This is a genomic window from Pseudomonas sp. rhizo66 (assembly GCF_031931925.1).
Classification (GTDB): Bacteria; Pseudomonadota; Gammaproteobacteria; order Pseudomonadales; family Pseudomonadaceae; genus Aquipseudomonas.
This window is the reverse complement of sequence record NZ_JAUJWZ010000011.1, coordinates 98,397-116,450: the sequence shown is the minus strand read 5'-3', so window position 1 is coordinate 116,450 and position 18,054 is coordinate 98,397. Positions and strand designations below refer to the sequence as shown.

The window sequence follows — 18,054 nt, the reverse complement described above, 5'->3', positions numbered from 1 at the left end:
CCCTAGCCCTCTCCCAGTGGGAGAGGGGACTGACCGTGTTGAGTGTTCGAGTTACATCGACCTGAAATTTCGAGCCGAACTCAGGCCCTGAAAGACTTGAAGATCGGCTCCCTTTCCCCCTCTCCCTAAGGGAGAGGGCTGGGGTGAGGGGGCTCTTGATCTCATCACACCATCAACTGTGTCCCGATCCTGACTCAACCCATCCAACCCCTGCACCAACGATTCGGTGCGCTATCTTTCCACCCTCATCCAAAGGACCCCGGATGCTTGAACTTGTCGCCGCTTTCATCTGCCTCACCACCCTCCTGACCTTCGTCAACTTCCGCTTCATCGGCCTGCCACCGACCATCGGCGTGATGGTTACCGCTCTGCTGTTCTCGCTGATTCTGCAAGGCCTGAGCGTGCTCGGCTTCCCCGGTCTCGAAGAACGCGTGCAGCAACTGATCGGCCAGATCGACTTCGGCGATCTGCTGATGAACTGGATGCTCTCATTCCTGCTGTTCGCCGGCGCCCTGCACGTCAACCTGAATGACCTGCGCAGCTATCGCTGGCCCATCGGCCTGCTGGCGACCTTCGGTGTGTTGATTGCCACCACAGTGATCGGCAGCCTCGCCTATTACATTTTTGCCCTGTTCGGCTGGCACGTGAGCTTCCTTTACTGCCTGCTGTTCGGCGCGCTGATTTCGCCGACCGACCCGATCGCCGTGCTCGGTGTGTTGCGTACGGCCAATGCTTCGAAGCCGCTGAAAACCACCATCGTCGGCGAATCGCTGTTCAACGACGGTACGGCCGTAGTGGTGTTCACCGTATTGCTGGGCATCGCCCAACTCGGCGAAACCCCGACCGTCAGCGCTACCGCAATGCTGTTCGTTCACGAAGCGATTGGCGGTGTGCTGTTTGGCGGGCTGATCGGTTATCTGGTCTATCGGATGATCAAGAGCGTCGAGCAGCACCAGATCACCGTGATGCTGACCCTGGCGCTGGTCATCGGTGGCTCGGCCATGGCCACCGAGATTCATGTTTCCGCGCCGATCGCGATGGTGGTCGCCGGTCTGATCATCGGCAACGTCGGGCGTAATCTGGCGATGAATGACATGACCCGCCGCTATCTCGACGGCTTCTGGGAATTGCTCGATGACATGCTTAACGCGCTGCTGTTCGCGCTGATCGGCATGGAGCTGTTGCTGCTGCCCTTCAACTGGCTGCACATGGCTGCGGCAGGTTTGCTGGCGGTGGCGATTCTGCTCTCGCGCCTGCTCACCGTGGCACCGGCCATTGTCCTGCTGCGACGTTGGCGGACGGTGCCGGCCGGCACCATCCGGATTCTGACCTGGGGCGGTTTGCGCGGTGGTGTCTCGGTGGCACTGGCGCTGGCCCTGCCGTTGGGCCCGGAGCGTGATCTGCTGCTGAGCATCACTTACATTGTGGTGCTGTCGTCGATCCTGTTGCAGGGCCTGACCATCGGCAAACTGGTCAAGTTCGCGACTCGCAATGAGCCCGCAACCATCAACGAAGCCACTCACCACTGATCACTTTTTGATCTTCTGCGGGTCAGGTTTCTCGGCCTGATCCGCAGGCTCCTTCGGCGCACCGCTTTCGCTGCGGATCTGCGCATGGCTGATCAGCGCAAAGATAAAGCTGCCGCCAATGATATTCCCCGCCAGCGTGGGACCTGCGAAGACCATCCAGAAGTCACTCCACGGCAGCTCGCCGGCAAACACCAGATACGACACCTCCGCCGATCCCACCACGATGTGGGTAAAGTCGCCGAGCGCCATCAGATAAGTGATGAGGATGATGATCCACATCTTCGCGCTCTCCATGGACGGGATCATCCAGACCATGGTGGCAATCATCCAGCCGGAAACGATGCCTTTGGCGAACATCTGACTGGCATGGTTTTCCATGACCTTGCGGCCGATTTCGAGGAAGGCATGGTCAGTCTTGGTGTCGAAGATCGGCAGTTCAAGCATCACGTACGCCACCAGAATCGTGCCGCACAGGTTACCGAACAGCACCACACCCCAGAGCCGGATCAGCCGGCCGAAGTTTTTCAAGGTCGGCTTGGTCATGACCGGCAGTACGGCGGTCAGGGTGTTTTCGGTGAACAGTTGCTGGCGGGCGAGGATCACTGCGAGAAAACCTGCGCAGTAACCGAAACTGGCGATCACCTTGAATTCGTCGCCGTCGGGCAACCGCGAAGTGAGCAGCCCCATACCCATCAGTGACAGGCCCATGGTCAGGCCGGCGGCAAGTGCCGACCACCACAGCGCGGCGATGCTGCGCTCCAGTTCCTGATCGCCTTGGGTACGGATGATTTCATGCAGAACGGCCGCGCGGGGCGGCTGGTTTTTCTCGACTTCGTGTTGCTCATCAGCCGAGAGGTCAGGGGTCTTGCCGTCGGTGGGAGTGGTCATGGCGTGGGAACCGGTGGGGGGGTGTCGTTTACCTACGACATTCGCACCATGAAATACGTTCTGTAGGCGCCGAGCAAATCTTTGGGCGTACGCGGAAAATGTAGGAGCTGCCGAAGGCTGCTCCTACAGGGTCAGCGTTATGCTTGCGAAGTTAGCGCCGCCGATCTCAATCAGCGATCGCCGCGTTGTCCTGAAACTGGTCTTTGACGTACTTGATCTCGGTCCGTCCGTGCGGCGCCGGCAGGCCGTCTTCACCGAGGTTTACGAACACCATTTTCTCGACGGTGAGAATGCTCTTGCGGGTGATCTTGTTGCGCACTTCGCAGGTCAGGGTGATCGAGGTGCGGCCGAATTCGGTGGCGGTGATGCCCAGTTCGATGATGTCGCCCTGGCGCGAGGCACTGACGAAGTTGATTTCGGAAATGTACTTGGTCACCACGCGCTGATTGCCCAACTGGACGATCGCGTAAATCGCCGCTTCTTCGTCGATCCAGCGCAACAGGCTGCCACCGAACAGGGTGCCGTTGGGGTTGAGGTCTTCGGGTTTTACCCATTTGCGGGTGTGGAAATTCATCTTCACTCCTGAGTGTCTTGCCGAACGATGGACGGTATCTTGGCAGACTGAGCGGTCATGCTCCATGCGGCTTCGACTATGGTCGCCATTAACGATCTTCATCTGGCCGACAGAAACCCTTTGGAAGATCAGTCTAGACGGCTATAATCGCCCCCGTTTCAAAACGGTAACGTTCACTTGCTACCGTTTTCCCGCCACCTGTCCGAGGGGCGCTGCAGCAGGTTCAACCTGTCAGGCTCGGATGGGGCGTTGACTGGCTCAGGCCAGACACTAAACGCACAACGGCGCCCATTCGCATACATTACGAATGGAGGCTCTTCATGAGCGCTGTTATCACGCCTGCAGATTTTAACGATTACAAAGTTGCCGACATGTCCCTGGCTGCCTGGGGCCGTCGCGAAACCATCATCGCCGAATCGGAAATGCCGGCTCTGATGGGTCTGCGTCGCAAGTACTCCGGCGAACAGCCGTTGAAAGGCGCCAAGATCCTCGGCTGCATCCACATGACCATTCAGACCGCCGTGCTGATCGAAACCCTGGTTGCCCTGGGTGCCGAAGTACGTTGGTCGTCCTGCAACATTTTCTCCACTCAGGATCAGGCTGCTGCCGCTATCGCTGCTGCCGGCATCCCGGTTTTCGCCTGGAAAGGCGAAACTGAAGAAGAGTACGAGTGGTGCCTGGAGCAGACCATCCTGAAGGATGGCCAGCCATGGGACGCCAACATGATCCTCGACGACGGCGGCGACCTGACCGAACTGCTGCACAAGAAATACCCGGCCGTTCTGGACCGCGTTCACGGCGTGACCGAAGAAACCACCACCGGCGTACACCGTCTGCTGGACATGCTGGCCAAGGGCGAGCTGAAAATCCCGGCCATCAACGTCAACGACTCGGTGACCAAGTCCAAGAACGACAACAAGTACGGCTGCCGTCACAGCCTGAACGACGCGATCAAGCGTGGTACCGACCACCTGCTGTCCGGCAAGCAAGCGCTGGTCATCGGTTACGGTGACGTGGGCAAGGGCTCCGCTCAGTCCCTGCGTCAGGAAGGCATGATCGTTAAAGTCTCCGAAGTTGACCCGATCTGCGCCATGCAGGCGTGCATGGACGGTTTCGAACTGGTTTCGCCGTTCATCGATGGTATCAACGACGGTTCCGAAGCGAGCATCGACAAAGCGCTGCTGGGCAAGATCGACCTGATCGTGACCACCACCGGTAACGTCAATGTTTGCGACGCGAACATGCTCAAAGCCCTGAAGAAGCGCGCCGTTGTCTGCAACATCGGTCACTTCGACAACGAAATCGACACCGCTTTCATGCGCAAGAACTGGGCATGGGAAGAAGTGAAGCCACAGGTACACAAGATCCACCGTACCGGCCCGGGCGCTTTCGACGCACAGAACGACGACTACCTGATCCTGCTGGCCGAAGGCCGTCTGGTGAACCTGGGCAACGCCACGGGTCACCCAAGCCGCATCATGGACGGTTCGTTCGCCAACCAGGTTCTGGCACAGATCTTCCTGTTCGGCCAGAAGTACGCCGACCTGTCGCCAGCCCAGAAAGCCGAGCGCCTGACCGTTGAAGTACTGCCGAAGAAACTCGACGAAGAAGTGGCCCTGGAAATGGTTCGCGGCTTCGGCGGCGTGGTCACTCAACTGACCAAGCAACAGGCTGACTACATCGGCGTCACTGTCGAAGGCCCGTTCAAGCCGCACGCTTACCGCTACTGATTGGCTGAGCGTCGACGCGGTGTGCCTGGCGCACCGCGTTGCCTGACTGGCGCTGCTGACCGCTCTGTGTAGGAGCTGCCGCAGGCTGCGATCTTTTGATCTGCAAAGATCGCAGCCTGCGGCAGCTGCTACAGGGTGCAGCGTCCGGCTTACGTGTTTCCAAGGGTATGACCATGTCCCAAGACCGTCGCTACAGCTTCGAGTTCTTCCCGACCAAGACCGATGCTGGGCATGAAAAGCTGCTCAACGTTGCCCGTCAGTTGGCAACGTACAATCCCGATTTCTTCTCCTGCACCTATGGCGCTGGTGGTTCGACCCGTGATCGCACCCTCAACACCGTTCTGCAACTGGAAAGCGAAGTCAAAGTACCGGCCGCACCGCACCTGTCGTGCGTCGGCGACAGCAAGGACGACCTGCGCGGCCTGCTGAACGAGTACAAGGCGGCCGGCATCAAGCGCATCGTTGCCCTGCGTGGCGACCTGCCGTCCGGCATGGGCATGACCAGCGGTGAGCTGCGTCACGCCAATGAACTGGTGGAATTCATTCGTGAAGAAACCGGCGATCATTTCCACATCGAAGTCGCTGCGTACCCGGAGATGCATCCGCAAGCACGCAACTACGAAGACGATCTCGCCAACTTCGTCCGCAAGGCCCGCGCCGGCGCCGACAGCGCCATCACCCAGTACTTCTTCAACGCCGACAGCTACTTCTATTTTGTCGAGCGTTTGCAGGCGCAGGGTGTCGATCTGCCGATCGTGCCGGGGATCATGCCGATCACCAACTACAGCAAACTCGCGCGCTTCTCCGATGCCTGTGGTGCGGAAATCCCGCGCTGGATCCGCAAGCAGCTGGAAGCCTACGGCGATGACACCCAGAGCATTCAGCGCTTTGGTGAACAGGTTGTCAGCGAGATGTGCGAACGCCTGCTGCAAGGCGGCGCACCAGGTCTGCATTTCTATTCCATGAACCAGGCTGAACCTAGCCTGGCGATCTGGAATAACCTGAAGTTGCCTCGTTGAAACAGCGGCAAGCTTCAAGCTGAAAGCAACAAGCAAGATCAAAAGATCGCAGCCTTCGGCAGCTCCTACATAGGATTTAATTACACCTGTAGGAGCTGCCGAAGGCTGCGATCTTTTGCTTTTAAATCCCCGAATTAGAGCTTGTGCAGGCACTTTCTGGCTCTTTCGCGTTTCTCGTCGTAATCTCAAGCCATGCCTTTGATCACGCAGTTATTCGCCGTGCTGGTTTTTGCTTGCCTGAGCTTCGCCGCTCGAGGCGAGAAGTTGCGTATTGTCACCGAGCCGTGGGCGCCTTACGTCTACGAAGAGAACGGTAAAAACCTCGGACTGGATTACGAAACCACGGCCATTGTCTTCAAACGTCTGGGTATCGAAGTCGAATGGCAGTTCCTGCCGTGGAAGCGCTGCCTGTCGATGCTTGAGACCGGTCAGGCCGATGGTGCACTGGATATCTTTCACAGTGATGAACGCGACGCCACCCTGCTTTACCCGAGCGAACCACTGTCGGACGTCGAGTTCGTGATGTTCTACGCCAACGACCGGCCGCACCCGTTCAGCACACTCGAAGAACTCAAAGGCCTGACCATTGGCACCTCGCCGGGCTATCTCTACAGCCCAGATTTCAGCGAATCAACACTGTTTACCCGTGAACCAGCCCCGACCCACGAAGCCAACTTCGGCAAACTGGTGCGCGGTCGCATCGACTTGCTGATCACCGATCGCCGCGTCGGTCAGCATTTGCTCGATGAGCTGAATATTCGCGATCAGATCACCGAAAACCCCACTGTCATTAGCCGCCAGAGCCAGTTTCTCGCGGTTCGGCGCAATGCCGGCATGGATTTGCTGGTGCAGCGTTTCGGTGCCGAGCTCAAGCGATTCAAGCGCGAACCGGCCTACGCCGAGCTGAGCGCACGCTACGGCGCCGCCCCCGCCAGCAGCCCATCAATGAATTCAGCCACGGCCAGCGGCAAAACCGTTGAGCAGCAGGAAAGCAGCGCGCAGTGATTGCTCTGTTATACTCCGGCGTTCCCGCCAGGCTCACGCCCGGACGCCCGGAACCGTAACAGGCCTCTCGCCCCGCTACAGCGCAGCTTTGCAGCCCGCGCGAGCGCTCCAGACGTGCCTTCGGAACCGCAGCAGGACCGGACGGGATTGCGTCCTCTTAAACGCCATTCGCGCCAGGCAAGACTCCCATTGGGCCAAGCCCTAACTAAAACAGGATTACTCATGTCCTTTGCTTCCCTCGGTCTCTCCGAGGCTTTAGTCCGCGCCATCGAAGATGCGGGCTATACCGAGCCTACTCCGGTGCAACAGCGGGCCATTCCCGCCGTGTTGCAAGGTCGCGACCTGATGGTTGCGGCACAGACAGGTACCGGTAAAACCGGCGGTTTCGCCCTTCCGATCCTGGAGCGGTTGTTCCCCAACGGTCACCCGGACAAATCCCAGCGTCATGGCCCGCGCCAACCGCGCGTACTGGTCCTGACCCCGACCCGCGAACTCGCGGCCCAGGTTCACGAGAGCTTCAAGATCTACGCCCGTGACCTGAAATTCGTCAGCGCCTGCATCTTCGGCGGCGTCGGCATGAACCCGCAGGTTCAGGCCATGTCCCGTGGTGTCGACGTGCTCGTTGCCTGCCCGGGTCGTTTGCTCGACCTCTGCGGCCAGGGCAGTGTTGATCTGTCCCACGTTGAAATCCTCGTCCTCGACGAAGCCGACCGCATGCTCGACATGGGCTTCGTGCACGACGTGAAGAAAGTCCTCGCGCGTCTGCCGTCCAAGCGTCAGAACCTGCTGTTCTCAGCGACGTTCTCCAAGGACATCACCGACCTCGCCGGCAAGCTGCTGCACAACCCGGAACGCATCGAAGTGACGCCGCCGAACACCACGGTCGAGCGCATCGAACAACGCGTGTTCCGTCTGCCGGCCAGCCACAAGCGTGCGCTGCTGGCGCACCTGATCACCGCCGGCGCGTGGGAACAGGTACTGGTCTTCACCCGCACCAAGCACGGCGCCAACCGTCTGGCCGAGTACCTGGACAAGCACGGCCTACCGGCTGTGGCGATCCACGGTAACAAGAGCCAGAACGCGCGCACCAAAGCACTGGCCGACTTCAAGGCCAACCAGGTACGTATCCTGGTTGCCACCGACATCGCCGCACGCGGTCTGGACATCGATCAGTTGCCACACGTGGTCAACTTCGAACTACCGAACGTCGATGAAGACTACGTGCACCGTATCGGCCGTACGGGCCGTGCCGGTCGTTCAGGCGAGGCGATTTCGCTGGTCGCGCCGGACGAAGAAAAACTGCTGAAAAGCATCGAACGCATGACCAAGCAGAAAATTGCCGACGGCGACCTGATGGGCTTCGATTCGAGCACCATTGAAGCCGAAAAGCCGGAAGCGCGTGAGCGTCCGGACATGCGCAACCCGCGCAACCCACGTGGCCCGCGCGGCGACGGCCCGAATGGCGGCGGCGGTGGCGGCGGTCGTAAAGATAAAGGCAAAGACAAGGGCAAGGAAAAACCGGCCGGTGAACGTGGCGAGCGCCCTGCCCGTCAACAGAAGCCGCGCGAAGGTACGCCGAGCCGTGAACAGCGTCCAAGCCAGCCGCCACGTGCAGCGGCGGATCGTGCACCGGACGAGTTCCTCGACGACGATATCGATAACTTCGGTAACCGCGTTGACTACGTGCCGAAAGCCGCTCCAGCCGGCGGTCGCGGCCGTCGTCCAGGCGCACCGGCGCAAGGTGCAGGCGCAGGTTCGGGCGCACCACGTGGCGGTCAGTCGCAGGGTCGTCAGAACGGCCCGCGCAACAGCAACGGCTCGAGCACCGGCACTCCGCCAGCCAAACGCAGCGGCCCGCGCAATGGCGCACCGCGTGATGGTCAGGGTCGTCGTGACGAGTCTTCGTCGCGCAACCGCCGTCCGGCCCGTGACGATCAGCCACGCAGCGAGCCAGCCGTGCAGAACCCGCGCAGCAACGGCCCGAAGATCATGCACAAGGAATCGAAAGCCGACCGCTTCCCGACGCCTGAGCAGCTCGATCAACTGCCAAGCCGCCCGCGTGGCGAGAAACCAGCCCTGCTGACCCGCAATCGCTGAGTTAATGCCGCCTTAAAAGATGCCCCGCTTCGCAAGAGCCGGGGCATTTTTTATGGACGACCCAAACCCGCTTTCTGTAGGAGCTGCCGAAGGCTGCGATCTTTTGATCTTAGAAAAGCCAACATCAAAAGATCGCAGCCTTCGGCAGCTCCTACAGGGGATCAGGGTTGTGACGGGCAATAAAAAACGCCCCCAGCCTTTCGACCGGGGGCGTTTTTATGTGGCAGAGCGAAAGTTATTTAACTTTCACGCCTTCCAGCGAGATGTCCAGATCTGCGGTTTGCGAGGTAGGACCTGGGCCCTTGATCCCGAAATCGTTCAGGTTGAGGGTGGTTTTGGCATTGAAGCCAGCGCGCTCGCCGCCCCATGGATCCTTGCCTTCGCCGTTGAACGTAGCCTTGAAGGTCACAGGCTTGGTCACACCGTGCAGGGTCAGGTCGCCAGTCACATCAGCAGTCTTTTCACCGGTCGATTTAACGGCGGTGGAGACGAACTTGGCATCAGCAAACTTGCCAACGTCCAGGAAGTCTTTGCTGGCGATGTGCTTGTCACGTTCAGCGTGGTTCGACCACAGGCTGGCGGTTTTCACATCAACCGAGATCTTGCTGGCTTCAGGCTTGGCCGAATCCCACGAGAACGTACCGTCGAAGTCTTTGAAAGTACCGTGAATGAAGCTGTAACCCAGGTGGCTGATTTTCCAGTCAACGAAGGCGTGCTGGCCTTCCTTGTCGATTTTGTAGTCCGCAGCCATGGCCTGACCAGCCGAGAGCAGTGCAGAACCGATTGCCAGAGCGGCCAGAGTCTTTTTCAACATGCTTTCTTTTCCTTTGAGTCGAGGTTGAATTTCAGGCTTTGCGACCGAGCATTCGCGTCAGGGTCGCATCACGATCGATAAAGTGGTGCTTCAATGCTGCCAACGCATGGAGACCGGAAAAAATTACCAGTGCCCACGCCAGCCAGAGATGAATCACCCCAGCGGTATCTGCCTGATCCGGTAGCCCGGAGACCAGTGCAGGAACTTCAAACAGGCCAAACACCGGGATCCCGACACCGTCTGCGGTGGAAATCAGGTAACCGGCAATCATCACAGCGAACAGCGCCAGATACAGAAACCCGTGGCCAAACTTTGCGCCGATACGGGTCATGCGGCTGTAGCTTTGCAGCGTCGGCGGCGGTGGGCTGATAAAGCGCCACAGCACCCGCAACACCATCACTCCCAGCAGCACCAGACCGATGCTCTTGTGCAGGTCCGGCGCGTCTTTGCGCCAAGTGCTGTAGTAATCCAGCCCGACCATCCACAGGCCCAGCGCGAACAATCCGAAGACCACCAGCGCCACGCCCCAGTGCATGAAAATGCTGACCCAACCATAGCGCGAAGAAGAGTTACGTAGCTGCATTGCCCAAATCCTGTGAGAACTGCGAACCAAGACTAGCGAGTTATCTATCGAATTAAAGCGGAAAATTTTGCTTTGAAATATCGAGAAATACGATCAAGAGTCTGGAAGTGGCGTGTTAAGGAAAGATTAAAGGGAAAAGTCTGGCTGGATGTTAGGTGGAAGGTCCTGATGATGTGCCGCTTGAACAGGCCTCATCGCGGGCAAGCCCCACAGTGGTCGGTAGCGCTCACAAACTCTGCGTTCACCGCAAAAACCTGTGGGAGCGGGCTTGCCCGCGATGAGGCCCTCACAGGCAAAAAAAAGCGCGGCATAAAGCCGCGCTTCTTCATTCACCGCAAGGTTTACTGCGCCTTGGTCTCGGTCGTTGCAGCAGGCTTGGCCGCTGGCTTCTTCGCCGGTTCAGCCTTTTTCGCTGCCGGTTTGGCCGCAGGCTTTTTCGCTTCGGTCTTCGCCGCCGGTTTCTTAGCCGCTGGCTTGGCCGCTGCTTTCTTCGCCGGTTCAGCTTTCACGGGTGCCGCAGGCTTCGGAGCTTCCACCGGAGCTGGCGCAGGGGTCGGTGCAGGTGCTGGAGCGACCGGCGCTGGAGTCGGCTCTGGGGCCTTCACAGGCTCAGGCTTCTTCTCGTCATCCGAACCGCCGAACAGATTAGTGAAGAAGTTGCCCTTCTTCGCCGCCACGGCACCCGCCGCGCCTGCCGCTGCTGCAGCCGGCACCACTTTCGCCGGTTCAAACGATTTGCCCGCCGCCAGGTCTTCAACCTGACTAGCCGCACGCTGACCGGTGCGCAGTGCACCTTCCAGGGTGCCCGGGTACAAGGTGTCGGTGTGTTCGCCAGCGAACGTCACGCGTTGCAGCGGACGTTCCCACAGTCGCCAGAACTTGCTGATCTGGCCCGGGCCGTAAGCCAGGTAGGCGCCGCCCATCGACGGGTCGGTGCTGTAGCGACGGATTTCATAACCGGTGAACGAGCCACGGGCCTGTGGATAAAACGCGTGCAGACGAATCAGCACCTGATCGACCATCTGCTTGTCGCCAAACGCCTGCATCACACGAGCGTTGTCGCCGGACAGGTTGATCACCACGTTGGCCCCGCCCTTCAGGGCTGGCTCGATCCAGAGCATGCCGAGGCCGGCGTTGCTGTAGATCTCGCCGGACATGCGCGCCTTGCTTTCCCACACCGGCGTCTTGAACTTCAACATGATCTGGTCGCGCCAGCCATAGTTGGTGCCCTTGATCGCCGCCAGATGCTGGGCATCCAGTGCCGGGGTCAGGGCAATCTTGTTCAGCGCGCGCAATGGCACGGCCAGTACAACGTAATCGGCCTGGTAACCGACGCTGCCGACCTTGACGGTCACGCCGTCCTTGTCCTGAGTGATCGCCGACACTGGCGAGTTGGTCTTGATGGTTTTGATCTGTTTGACGAACGCCTGCGCCAGCACCTGGCTGCCACCGACCAGACGCGAAGCGCGCAGGTCACGGTCGGAGATGCCGCGATACACACGGTTCTGCTGCGCGAAGTACAGCAGCGACAGACGCGAAGGCTCGTCGTAATGCGTGCGGATATCCTGGTTGATCAACTGACGCGCAGTGGCCGGCAGGTTCTGCTTGTCGAGCCAACTCGACACGGTGATCTGGTCCAGCGCGTGCAGGGTGCTGGTCGCCGCCGGGTTCTGTGGATCGTCGATCGAACGCGCCAGATCATCGAGGGTTTTCTGGTAGCGCTTCAAGGCATCGGCGGTGGCCGGCTGCTTGGTCGCCAGATCGGCAGCGGAGAAATACTCGCCGTCGATCAGGTAGCCCGGGGTCCGCACGAATTCCGGCGCAGGCGTGGTACCGAGTTTGAATGTCGAGACGTACTTGTTCAGCACCGGCTGGGTCTTGTCGTTGCCGATCCACTCGCTGGTGGCCATACCGGAGCGACCGCCCAGGCTCGGTTTGGCTTCCAGCAGGGTGACCTGCCAGCCCTTGTTTTGCAGCTCGTAAGCGGCGGTCAGGCCCGACAGGCCGCCGCCGATCACGATTGCGGTTTTATCCTTGGCCAGCGCCGTAACGCTGAACAGCCCCAACATCACCAGCGCACAGGCGCGCAGCCAACCGACAGACATTCAGCGAACTCCGGAAATACACATAGGAAAAAGCAGTTGTGCGGGTCAGACGACCCAAAGAACCGCGAAGAATACGTTAGCCATCAAAACGCCGCCAGCGACGTCTATCGGCTCATACAAAGTAGCTCAATCGACACAATGGGTTGTCCCCACGCGATGCATTGCATAGGCTTGCGCGATTGTTTGCCCGCGCCTGTCGCGAGCCGCCTCGAGGAGACTGTAAATGGGCCTTAATAATCAGTGGATGCAACGCGATCTCGCGGTGTTGTGGCATCCCTGCACCCAGATGAAAGACCACGAACAGCTGCCGCTGATCCCGATCAAGCGCGGTGAAGGCGTCTGGCTCGAAGACTTCGAGGGCAAGCGCTACCTCGACGCGGTCAGCTCTTGGTGGGTCAACGTATTCGGCCACGCCAACCCGCGCATCAACCAGCGCATCAAGGATCAGGTCGATCAGCTGGAACACGTGATTCTGGCCGGTTTCAGCCATCAACCGGTGATCGAGTTGTCCGAGCGTCTGGTGAAGATGACGCCGGAAGGCCTGAACCGGGTGTTCTACGCCGATAACGGTTCGTCCTGCATCGAAGTCGCGCTGAAAATGAGCTTTCATTACTGGCTCAATCGCGGTCAGCCGAACAAGAAACGCTTCGTCACCCTGACCAACAGCTACCACGGTGAAACCATGGCGGCGATGGCGGTCGGCGACGTGCCGCTGTTCACCGAAACCTACAAAGCCCTGCTGATGGACACCATCAAGGTGCCGAGCCCGGATTGCTACGGGCGTCCGCAAGGCATGAGTTGGGAAGAGCATTCACGCAACATGTTCGCCGCCATGGAACAAACCCTGGCCGAGAACCATGACAGCGTCGCGGCAGTGATCGTCGAACCGTTGATTCAGGGCGCTGGGGGCATGCGCATGTATCACCCGGTGTATCTGAAATTGCTGCGCGAAGCCTGCGATCGCTACGGCGTGCACTTGATTCATGACGAAATCGCCGTCGGCTTCGGCCGCACCGGGACGATGTTTGCCTGTGAACAGGCCGGCATCCGCCCGGACTTCCTCTGCCTGTCCAAGGCCCTGACCGGCGGCTACCTGCCGCTGGCCGCGTGCCTGACCACCGACGAGGTCTATAGCGCGTTCTACGACGACTACCCGACATTGCGCGCCTTCCTCCATTCGCACAGCTACACCGGCAACCCGCTGGCGTGCGCGGCGGCACTGGCGACGCTGGATATCTTCGAGCAGGACAACGTCATCGAAAACAACAAGGCCCTGGCCCAGCGCATGGCGTCGGCGACGGCGCATCTGGTCGATCACCCGAACGTCTCCGAAGTACGCCAGACCGGCATGGTCCTGGCGATCGAGATGGTCAAGGATAAAGCCACAAAAGAGGCCTACCCTTGGCAGGAACGTCGCGGTTTGAAGGTATTCCAGCATGCGCTGGAACGTGGCGCGTTGCTGCGTCCGCTGGGCAGCGTGGTGTATTTCCTGCCGCCGTACGTGATCACCCCGGAGCAGATCGACTTCCTCGCCGACGTCGCCAGCGAAGGCATCGACATTGCTACGCGTGACAGCGTCAGCGTCGCCGTGCCGAAAGACTTCCACCCCGGCTTCCGCGATCCGGGCTGATTCAAAATTTGTGGCGCCTGAACTGCCGCTTTCGCGAGCAGGCTCGCTCCCACAGGGGAATGCATTCCAAATGTGGGAGCGAGCCTGCTCGCGAATGAAGTCGACACCGATCCACCTGATTCACATCTTTCCAGAGACCCAAAATGAGACTGTCCCGCTTCTTTATCGACGCCCCCCTGAGCACCGGCGAACACGAATTGCCCGAGGCCCAGGCGCATTACATCAGCCGCGTACTGCGCATGGCCGAGGGCGATGCGGTGCAGCTGTTCGACGGTTCCGGCCATGAGTTTCGCGGTTCGCTGGTGGAAGTCGGCAAGAAACGCGTGACCGTGCAGATCGACGAGCAATTCGCGGGGCAGGTCGAGTCGCCGCTGCACATCCACCTCGGCCAGGGCCTGTCCCGGGGCGAGCGGATGGACTGGGCGATCCAGAAAGCCACCGAGCTGGGCGTGAATGAAATCACCCCGATCTTCAGCGACCGCTGCGAAGTCCGTCTCAAGGACGAACGCGCCGACAAACGCCTGCTGCACTGGCGTCAGGTGGCGATCAGCGCCTGTGAGCAGTGCGGTCGCTCGCGGGTGCCGGTGATTCATCCGCCGGTGTTGTTGGCGGACTGGATCAAACAGACCGAAGCCGAGTTGAAACTGGTGCTGCATCCGGTGGCCGAGCCGCTGGTGAGTCATGCCAAACCTTCGACGCTGGCGTTTCTGATCGGGCCTGAGGGTGGTTTGACCGACGCCGAAGTCGAGCAGGCCAAAGGCAACGGTTTCCACGCCGCCCGCCTCGGCCCGCGCGTACTGCGTACCGAGACCGCGCCGGTGGTTGCGCTGGCGGTGGCCCAGCAACTTTGGGGGGATTTCTAACCCCCCAAAAGATCGCAGCCTTCGGCAGCTCCTACAGTTGAAATGCATTCCAATGTAGGAGCTGCCGAAGGCTGCGATCTTTTGATTTTGCTTCACAGGACGTAGAACATAATCGCCACAAAGTGCAGCAAACTCCCGGCAATCACGAACAAATGCCAGATCCCGTGCGCATGCCGCAAGCGGTGATCGAGGGCAAAAAAGATAATCCCCACGGTGTACAAAACCCCGCCAGTGGCCAGCCAGGCGAAACCAGTGGTGCCCAGCGCCGCCAGTAATGGCTTGACCGCCACCAGCACGATCCAGCCCATCACTGCGTAAATCACGATCGACAGGATCCGCGCCTCCGAGCGTGGCTTGATCTCCTGCAAAATGCCGATCAGCGCCAGCCCCCAGACAATCCCGAACAACGTCCAGCCCCAAGGCCCGCGCAGGGTCACCAGACAGAACGGCGTGTAGCTACCGGCAATCAGCAGGTAGATCGAAAAGTGATCGACCTTCTTCATGATCGCTTTCTTGCGCCCGCGCACGCTGTGGTACACGGTCGAGGCGCTGTAGAGCACCAGCAAGGTAAACGCGTAGATCGCCACGCTGACAATTTTCCACGGACTGCCGTCCAGGCAGGCAATCACCAACATCCAGACGCCGCCGACAAAAGCCGCCACTGCCCCGACCAGATGGGTCCAGGCGTTCAATCGTTCTCCGTGATACATGTATTGCTCACCTCACATTCGTTACCGCAGCGCGCAAGGCTCGGGCCTTGAGCGTAAAAGCGCAATGTTTCTGTTCAACGCCAGGATCAAAAGATCGCAGCCTTCGGCAGCTCCTACAGGTGATCGCATTCCAAAGCAGGAGCTGCCGAAGGCTGCGATCTTTTGATCTTCAAGGCACAATCGACGCATTCTAAAAAGAGTCCGCGCCATGCTGATCGACGAAGAGTTGACCCTGAAAAAACTCGAGGTGTTCCTCGCCTTCATGCGCACCGGCAACCTCGCCCGCGCCGCTGCCGAGTTGCAGACCAGCAATGTCAGCGTGCACCGCGCCATTCACTCGCTGGAAAGCGCCCTGCGCTGCCCGCTGTTCAAACACGAAGGCCGCAACCTGACACCGCTGGAAAGTGCTTACGTCCTCGAAGAACGTGCACAGAAGTTGATCAACGACGTAGTCGAAAGCGTGCGCCTGACCCGCGAAGCCGCCGGGTTCTCGGCTGAACGTTTCAAACTCGGCTCGCTGTATTCGCTGACGGTGAAAACCGTGCCGCAACTGATCATGGGCCTGAAGATCCGCCGCAGCGAACTCAACATCGACCTGATCCTCGGCTCGAACATCGACCTGCTCTACAAGCTGAAAAACATGGAAGTCGACGCGATTCTGGTGTCGCTGGACGACAGCATCAACGACCCGGATTGCGAGCAGATTGCGCTGTTCTCCGACGACATCTTCCTCGCCACGCCAGCGGATTCAAAATTCGCGCAACGCAGTGAAGTGGATCTGGCCGAGGTGCGCGATGAAACCTTCATCACCCTGACTCAGGGTTTTGCCACGCATCAGGACGGCAACCGGGTATTCAAGCAGGCAGGGTTCGAGCCGAAGGTGGCGATGCAGGTCAACGATATCTTCACGCTGTTGAGCATGGTCAGTTCGGGGGTGGGCTATGCGTTGCTGCCGGGGCGGATTGCGGCGGTGTACGAGAACCGGGTGAAGCTGATTCCGTTGCAGGAGAAGTACCGGTTGCAGCAGCACATTGGGGTGGTGTTTTTGAAGGCCAAGGAGCGTGACCCGAATTTGCTGGCGTTGCTGGCGGAGTGTCGGATGTATGCCAATCGACAGGTTGGGGTTTAGATCAAGATCAAGATCAAAAGCTACCCCCTCACCCCAGCCCTCTCCCCCAAGGGGTAGAGGGGGAAAGGGAGCAGGTCGGGGACTTTTCAAGGCCTGAGTTCGACTCAGGACGTTCAGGTCGGTGGATAACGCGAAAACAACTCGGCCGGTTCCCTCTCCCTCCGGGAGAGGGCTGGGGTGAGGGCAGCTTCTACGGCGACTACCCCATCAACCCGCGCATCGCCAGAAACAACAACGAAGGCCCAAGCAAACACCCAAGCGCGGTGTAAAACGCCGCCGTCAGGCACCCGTAAGGCACCAGCTTCGGATCGGTCGCCGCCAACCCGCCGGCCACACCACTGGACGTGCCCATCAAGCCGCCGAAAATCACTGCGCTACGCGGATTGTTCAGGCCGATCATCGGCGCCACGAACGGCGTCATCACCATCACCAGAATCGCCTTGATCAACCCCGCCGCAATGGACAGCGCCATGACCTCGGAACTGGCGCCAATCGCCGCGCCGGTCACCGGGCCGACAATGTAAGTCACCGCGCCGGCACCAATAGTGGTCAGGCTCACAGCATCGGTATAACCGAACGCCATCGCCACGCCGACACCGGCCACAAACGAAGTCCCCACCCCCACAAACAGCGCCAGCACCCCGACAAACCCTGCCCGCTTCAACTCATCGACACTGACGCCGAAAGCCGTGGCGACAATCGCGAAGTCGCGCAACATCGCGCCACCCAACAGACCGATACCCGACAACAACGGAATATCCACCACGCCTTTCTGCCCACCGGTCAGTGCACCGCCGACATACGACAGCACCAGTCCCAGCAAAATGGCGATGGCCGAGCCGTGCAAACGGCCCTTGGTGAAGGTGTTGGACATCCAGTAGGAGACCCACATGGTCAGCCCGACAATCAGAAACCCGCTGATCAAACCGTAGCCGGTGATCACTTTCATCATCGATTCGTACATGGCGATTACCCCGCAGTCTTGGCTGGAGCGATCGGGGTCTGCTCCTTGTTGCCCATGCGCGTCAGCACGGGCACCAGGGCAAAAGCGATCACCACAGCGAGGGTGCCGGCAAGAATCGCCATCGGCCCGCCCTTCAACGCGCCATAGACGTTTTGCTGCGCGGCCATGGCGACCACGATCGGAATGTAGATAGCGCTCCAGAACTCGACGCCCTGCTCAGTCTTGCCCTTGAGCCAGCCGCTTTTGTTCAGATAACTGCCGAGGCCGATCAACAGCAGCATCGCAATGCCGACGCCGCCGACGTTGGCCGGCACGCCGATCAGCTTGCCGAGCAGTTCACCGACCCAGATACCCACCAGCGTACAAAAGGCGAGAAACGCCACACCGTAAATAATCATTGTTGTAGTCCTCAAA

General features: G+C 59.7%; 17 protein-coding genes and 1 riboswitch. Of the genes, 8 read left to right on the top strand and 9 right to left on the bottom strand.

Going from position 1 to position 18,054, the window contains the following annotated elements; genetic code table 11:
- Positions 1 to 263: 263 nt before the first annotated feature.
- Positions 264 to 1,529 (top strand): cation:proton antiporter, encoded by a 1,266-nt coding sequence (locus tag QZR14_RS14995; protein ID WP_311996976.1) that lies wholly within the window; start codon positions 264 to 266, stop codon positions 1,527 to 1,529.
- Here QZR14_RS14995 and QZR14_RS14990 read toward each other — a convergent pair whose 3' ends face one another.
- Together QZR14_RS14990 and QZR14_RS14985 are read right to left on the bottom strand one after the other, a co-directional pair.
- Entirely contained in the window at positions 1,530 to 2,417 is an 888-nt protein-coding gene (locus QZR14_RS14990; RefSeq protein WP_311996975.1) for a formate/nitrite transporter family protein, read from the bottom strand.
- Between the two features lie 166 nt (positions 2,418 to 2,583).
- Positions 2,584 to 2,991, bottom strand: a complete 408-nt coding sequence (locus tag QZR14_RS14985) for an acyl-CoA thioesterase (RefSeq protein WP_123454248.1) — start codon at positions 2,989 to 2,991, stop codon at positions 2,584 to 2,586.
- A gap of 198 nt (positions 2,992 to 3,189) precedes the next feature.
- Positions 3,190 to 3,288, top strand: a riboswitch (S-adenosyl-L-homocysteine riboswitch).
- 23 nt (positions 3,289 to 3,311) lie between these two features.
- Here QZR14_RS14985 and ahcY point away from each other — a divergent pair.
- The 4 genes from ahcY (at position 3,312) to QZR14_RS14965 (ending at position 8,842) form a co-directional block, all read left to right on the top strand.
- Positions 3,312 to 4,721, top strand: a complete 1,410-nt coding sequence (gene ahcY, locus QZR14_RS14980; protein WP_250605838.1) for an adenosylhomocysteinase — start codon at positions 3,312 to 3,314, stop codon at positions 4,719 to 4,721.
- A 173-nt stretch (positions 4,722 to 4,894) separates the two neighbouring features.
- Positions 4,895 to 5,740 carry a methylenetetrahydrofolate reductase [NAD(P)H] gene (gene metF, locus QZR14_RS14975; RefSeq protein ID WP_250605837.1) on the top strand — a complete coding sequence of 282 codons (846 nt, stop codon included), beginning with the start codon at positions 4,895 to 4,897 and terminating at the stop codon, positions 5,738 to 5,740.
- 192 nt (positions 5,741 to 5,932) lie between these two features.
- Positions 5,933 to 6,745 (top strand): substrate-binding periplasmic protein, encoded by an 813-nt coding sequence (locus QZR14_RS14970; protein WP_250605836.1) that lies wholly within the window; start codon positions 5,933 to 5,935, stop codon positions 6,743 to 6,745.
- 222 nt (positions 6,746 to 6,967) lie between these two features.
- Positions 6,968 to 8,842 (top strand): DEAD/DEAH box helicase, encoded by a 1,875-nt coding sequence (locus QZR14_RS14965; protein WP_311996974.1) that lies wholly within the window; start codon positions 6,968 to 6,970, stop codon positions 8,840 to 8,842.
- A gap of 50 nt (positions 8,843 to 8,892) precedes the next feature.
- On the opposite strand, the gene QZR14_RS28085 is transcribed toward QZR14_RS14965, so the two are convergent.
- The 4 genes from QZR14_RS28085 to QZR14_RS14950 form a co-directional block, all read right to left on the bottom strand.
- The gene (locus tag QZR14_RS28085) at positions 8,893 to 8,967 is read right to left on the bottom strand and encodes a hypothetical protein (RefSeq protein WP_141234587.1); all 75 of its coding nucleotides are present in this window, start codon (positions 8,965 to 8,967) and stop codon (positions 8,893 to 8,895) included.
- A gap of 110 nt (positions 8,968 to 9,077) precedes the next feature.
- Positions 9,078 to 9,656 (bottom strand): YceI family protein, encoded by a 579-nt coding sequence (locus QZR14_RS14960; protein WP_038358767.1) that lies wholly within the window; start codon positions 9,654 to 9,656, stop codon positions 9,078 to 9,080.
- Positions 9,657 to 9,687: 31 nt separating this feature from the next.
- Complete coding sequence (locus tag QZR14_RS14955; protein ID WP_166221461.1) at positions 9,688 to 10,239, bottom strand: cytochrome b; 552 nt, start codon at positions 10,237 to 10,239, stop codon at positions 9,688 to 9,690.
- 341 nt (positions 10,240 to 10,580) lie between these two features.
- Positions 10,581 to 12,344: a flavin monoamine oxidase family protein gene (locus QZR14_RS14950; protein ID WP_250605833.1), complete on the bottom strand. Its 1,764-nt coding sequence runs from the start codon at positions 12,342 to 12,344 to the stop codon at positions 10,581 to 10,583.
- 223 nt (positions 12,345 to 12,567) lie between these two features.
- Between QZR14_RS14950 and QZR14_RS14945 the strand changes: the two genes are divergently transcribed.
- Both QZR14_RS14945 and QZR14_RS14940 read left to right on the top strand, forming a co-directional pair.
- Complete coding sequence (locus QZR14_RS14945; RefSeq protein WP_250605832.1) at positions 12,568 to 13,974, top strand: adenosylmethionine--8-amino-7-oxononanoate transaminase; 1,407 nt, start codon at positions 12,568 to 12,570, stop codon at positions 13,972 to 13,974.
- 143 nt (positions 13,975 to 14,117) lie between these two features.
- Positions 14,118 to 14,837 carry a 16S rRNA (uracil(1498)-N(3))-methyltransferase gene (locus tag QZR14_RS14940; protein ID WP_311996973.1) on the top strand — a complete coding sequence of 240 codons (720 nt, stop codon included), beginning with the start codon at positions 14,118 to 14,120 and terminating at the stop codon, positions 14,835 to 14,837.
- 92 nt (positions 14,838 to 14,929) lie between these two features.
- Here QZR14_RS14940 and trhA read toward each other — a convergent pair whose 3' ends face one another.
- On the bottom strand, positions 14,930 to 15,547 hold the full coding sequence (gene trhA / locus QZR14_RS14935; RefSeq protein WP_123454262.1) for a PAQR family membrane homeostasis protein TrhA: 618 nt from the start codon (positions 15,545 to 15,547) through the stop codon (positions 14,930 to 14,932).
- Positions 15,548 to 15,755: 208 nt separating this feature from the next.
- On the opposite strand from trhA, the gene QZR14_RS14930 reads away from it, so the two are divergent.
- Positions 15,756 to 16,676, top strand: a complete 921-nt coding sequence (locus QZR14_RS14930) for a LysR family transcriptional regulator (protein ID WP_129395882.1) — start codon at positions 15,756 to 15,758, stop codon at positions 16,674 to 16,676.
- 199 nt (positions 16,677 to 16,875) lie between these two features.
- Here the strand turns inward: QZR14_RS14930 and madM are convergent, their stop codons facing one another.
- Both madM and madL read right to left on the bottom strand, forming a co-directional pair.
- Positions 16,876 to 17,640, bottom strand: coding sequence for a malonate transporter subunit MadM (gene madM, locus QZR14_RS14925; RefSeq protein ID WP_038861195.1), 765 nt, complete (start codon positions 17,638 to 17,640; stop codon positions 16,876 to 16,878).
- A gap of 5 nt (positions 17,641 to 17,645) precedes the next feature.
- Complete coding sequence (gene madL / locus QZR14_RS14920) at positions 17,646 to 18,038, bottom strand: malonate transporter subunit MadL (RefSeq protein WP_016984760.1); 393 nt, start codon at positions 18,036 to 18,038, stop codon at positions 17,646 to 17,648.
- Between the last annotated feature and the right edge of the window lie 16 nt (positions 18,039 to 18,054).

Coding starts and splice junctions, on each gene's coding strand:
- QZR14_RS14965 (WP_311996974.1), top strand. CDS start 6,968: ATGTCCTTTGCTTCCCTCGGTCTCTCCGAGGCTTTAGTCCGCGCCATC.
- QZR14_RS14945 (WP_250605832.1), top strand. CDS start 12,568: ATGGGCCTTAATAATCAGTGGATGCAACGCGATCTCGCGGTGTTGTGG.
- QZR14_RS14955 (WP_166221461.1), bottom strand. CDS start 10,239: ATGCAGCTACGTAACTCTTCTTCGCGCTATGGTTGGGTCAGCATTTTC.
- QZR14_RS14970 (WP_250605836.1), top strand. CDS start 5,933: ATGCCTTTGATCACGCAGTTATTCGCCGTGCTGGTTTTTGCTTGCCTG.
- QZR14_RS14960 (WP_038358767.1), bottom strand. CDS start 9,656: ATGTTGAAAAAGACTCTGGCCGCTCTGGCAATCGGTTCTGCACTGCTC.
- ahcY (WP_250605838.1), top strand. CDS start 3,312: ATGAGCGCTGTTATCACGCCTGCAGATTTTAACGATTACAAAGTTGCC.
- QZR14_RS14950 (WP_250605833.1), bottom strand. CDS start 12,344: ATGTCTGTCGGTTGGCTGCGCGCCTGTGCGCTGGTGATGTTGGGGCTG.
- madL (WP_016984760.1), bottom strand. CDS start 18,038: ATGATTATTTACGGTGTGGCGTTTCTCGCCTTTTGTACGCTGGTGGGT.
- QZR14_RS14940 (WP_311996973.1), top strand. CDS start 14,118: ATGAGACTGTCCCGCTTCTTTATCGACGCCCCCCTGAGCACCGGCGAA.
- metF (WP_250605837.1), top strand. CDS start 4,895: ATGTCCCAAGACCGTCGCTACAGCTTCGAGTTCTTCCCGACCAAGACC.
- QZR14_RS14995 (WP_311996976.1), top strand. CDS start 264: ATGCTTGAACTTGTCGCCGCTTTCATCTGCCTCACCACCCTCCTGACC.
- madM (WP_038861195.1), bottom strand. CDS start 17,640: ATGTACGAATCGATGATGAAAGTGATCACCGGCTACGGTTTGATCAGC.
- QZR14_RS14985 (WP_123454248.1), bottom strand. CDS start 2,991: ATGAATTTCCACACCCGCAAATGGGTAAAACCCGAAGACCTCAACCCC.
- trhA (WP_123454262.1), bottom strand. CDS start 15,547: ATGTATCACGGAGAACGATTGAACGCCTGGACCCATCTGGTCGGGGCA.
- QZR14_RS14990 (WP_311996975.1), bottom strand. CDS start 2,417: ATGACCACTCCCACCGACGGCAAGACCCCTGACCTCTCGGCTGATGAG.
- QZR14_RS14930 (WP_129395882.1), top strand. CDS start 15,756: ATGCTGATCGACGAAGAGTTGACCCTGAAAAAACTCGAGGTGTTCCTC.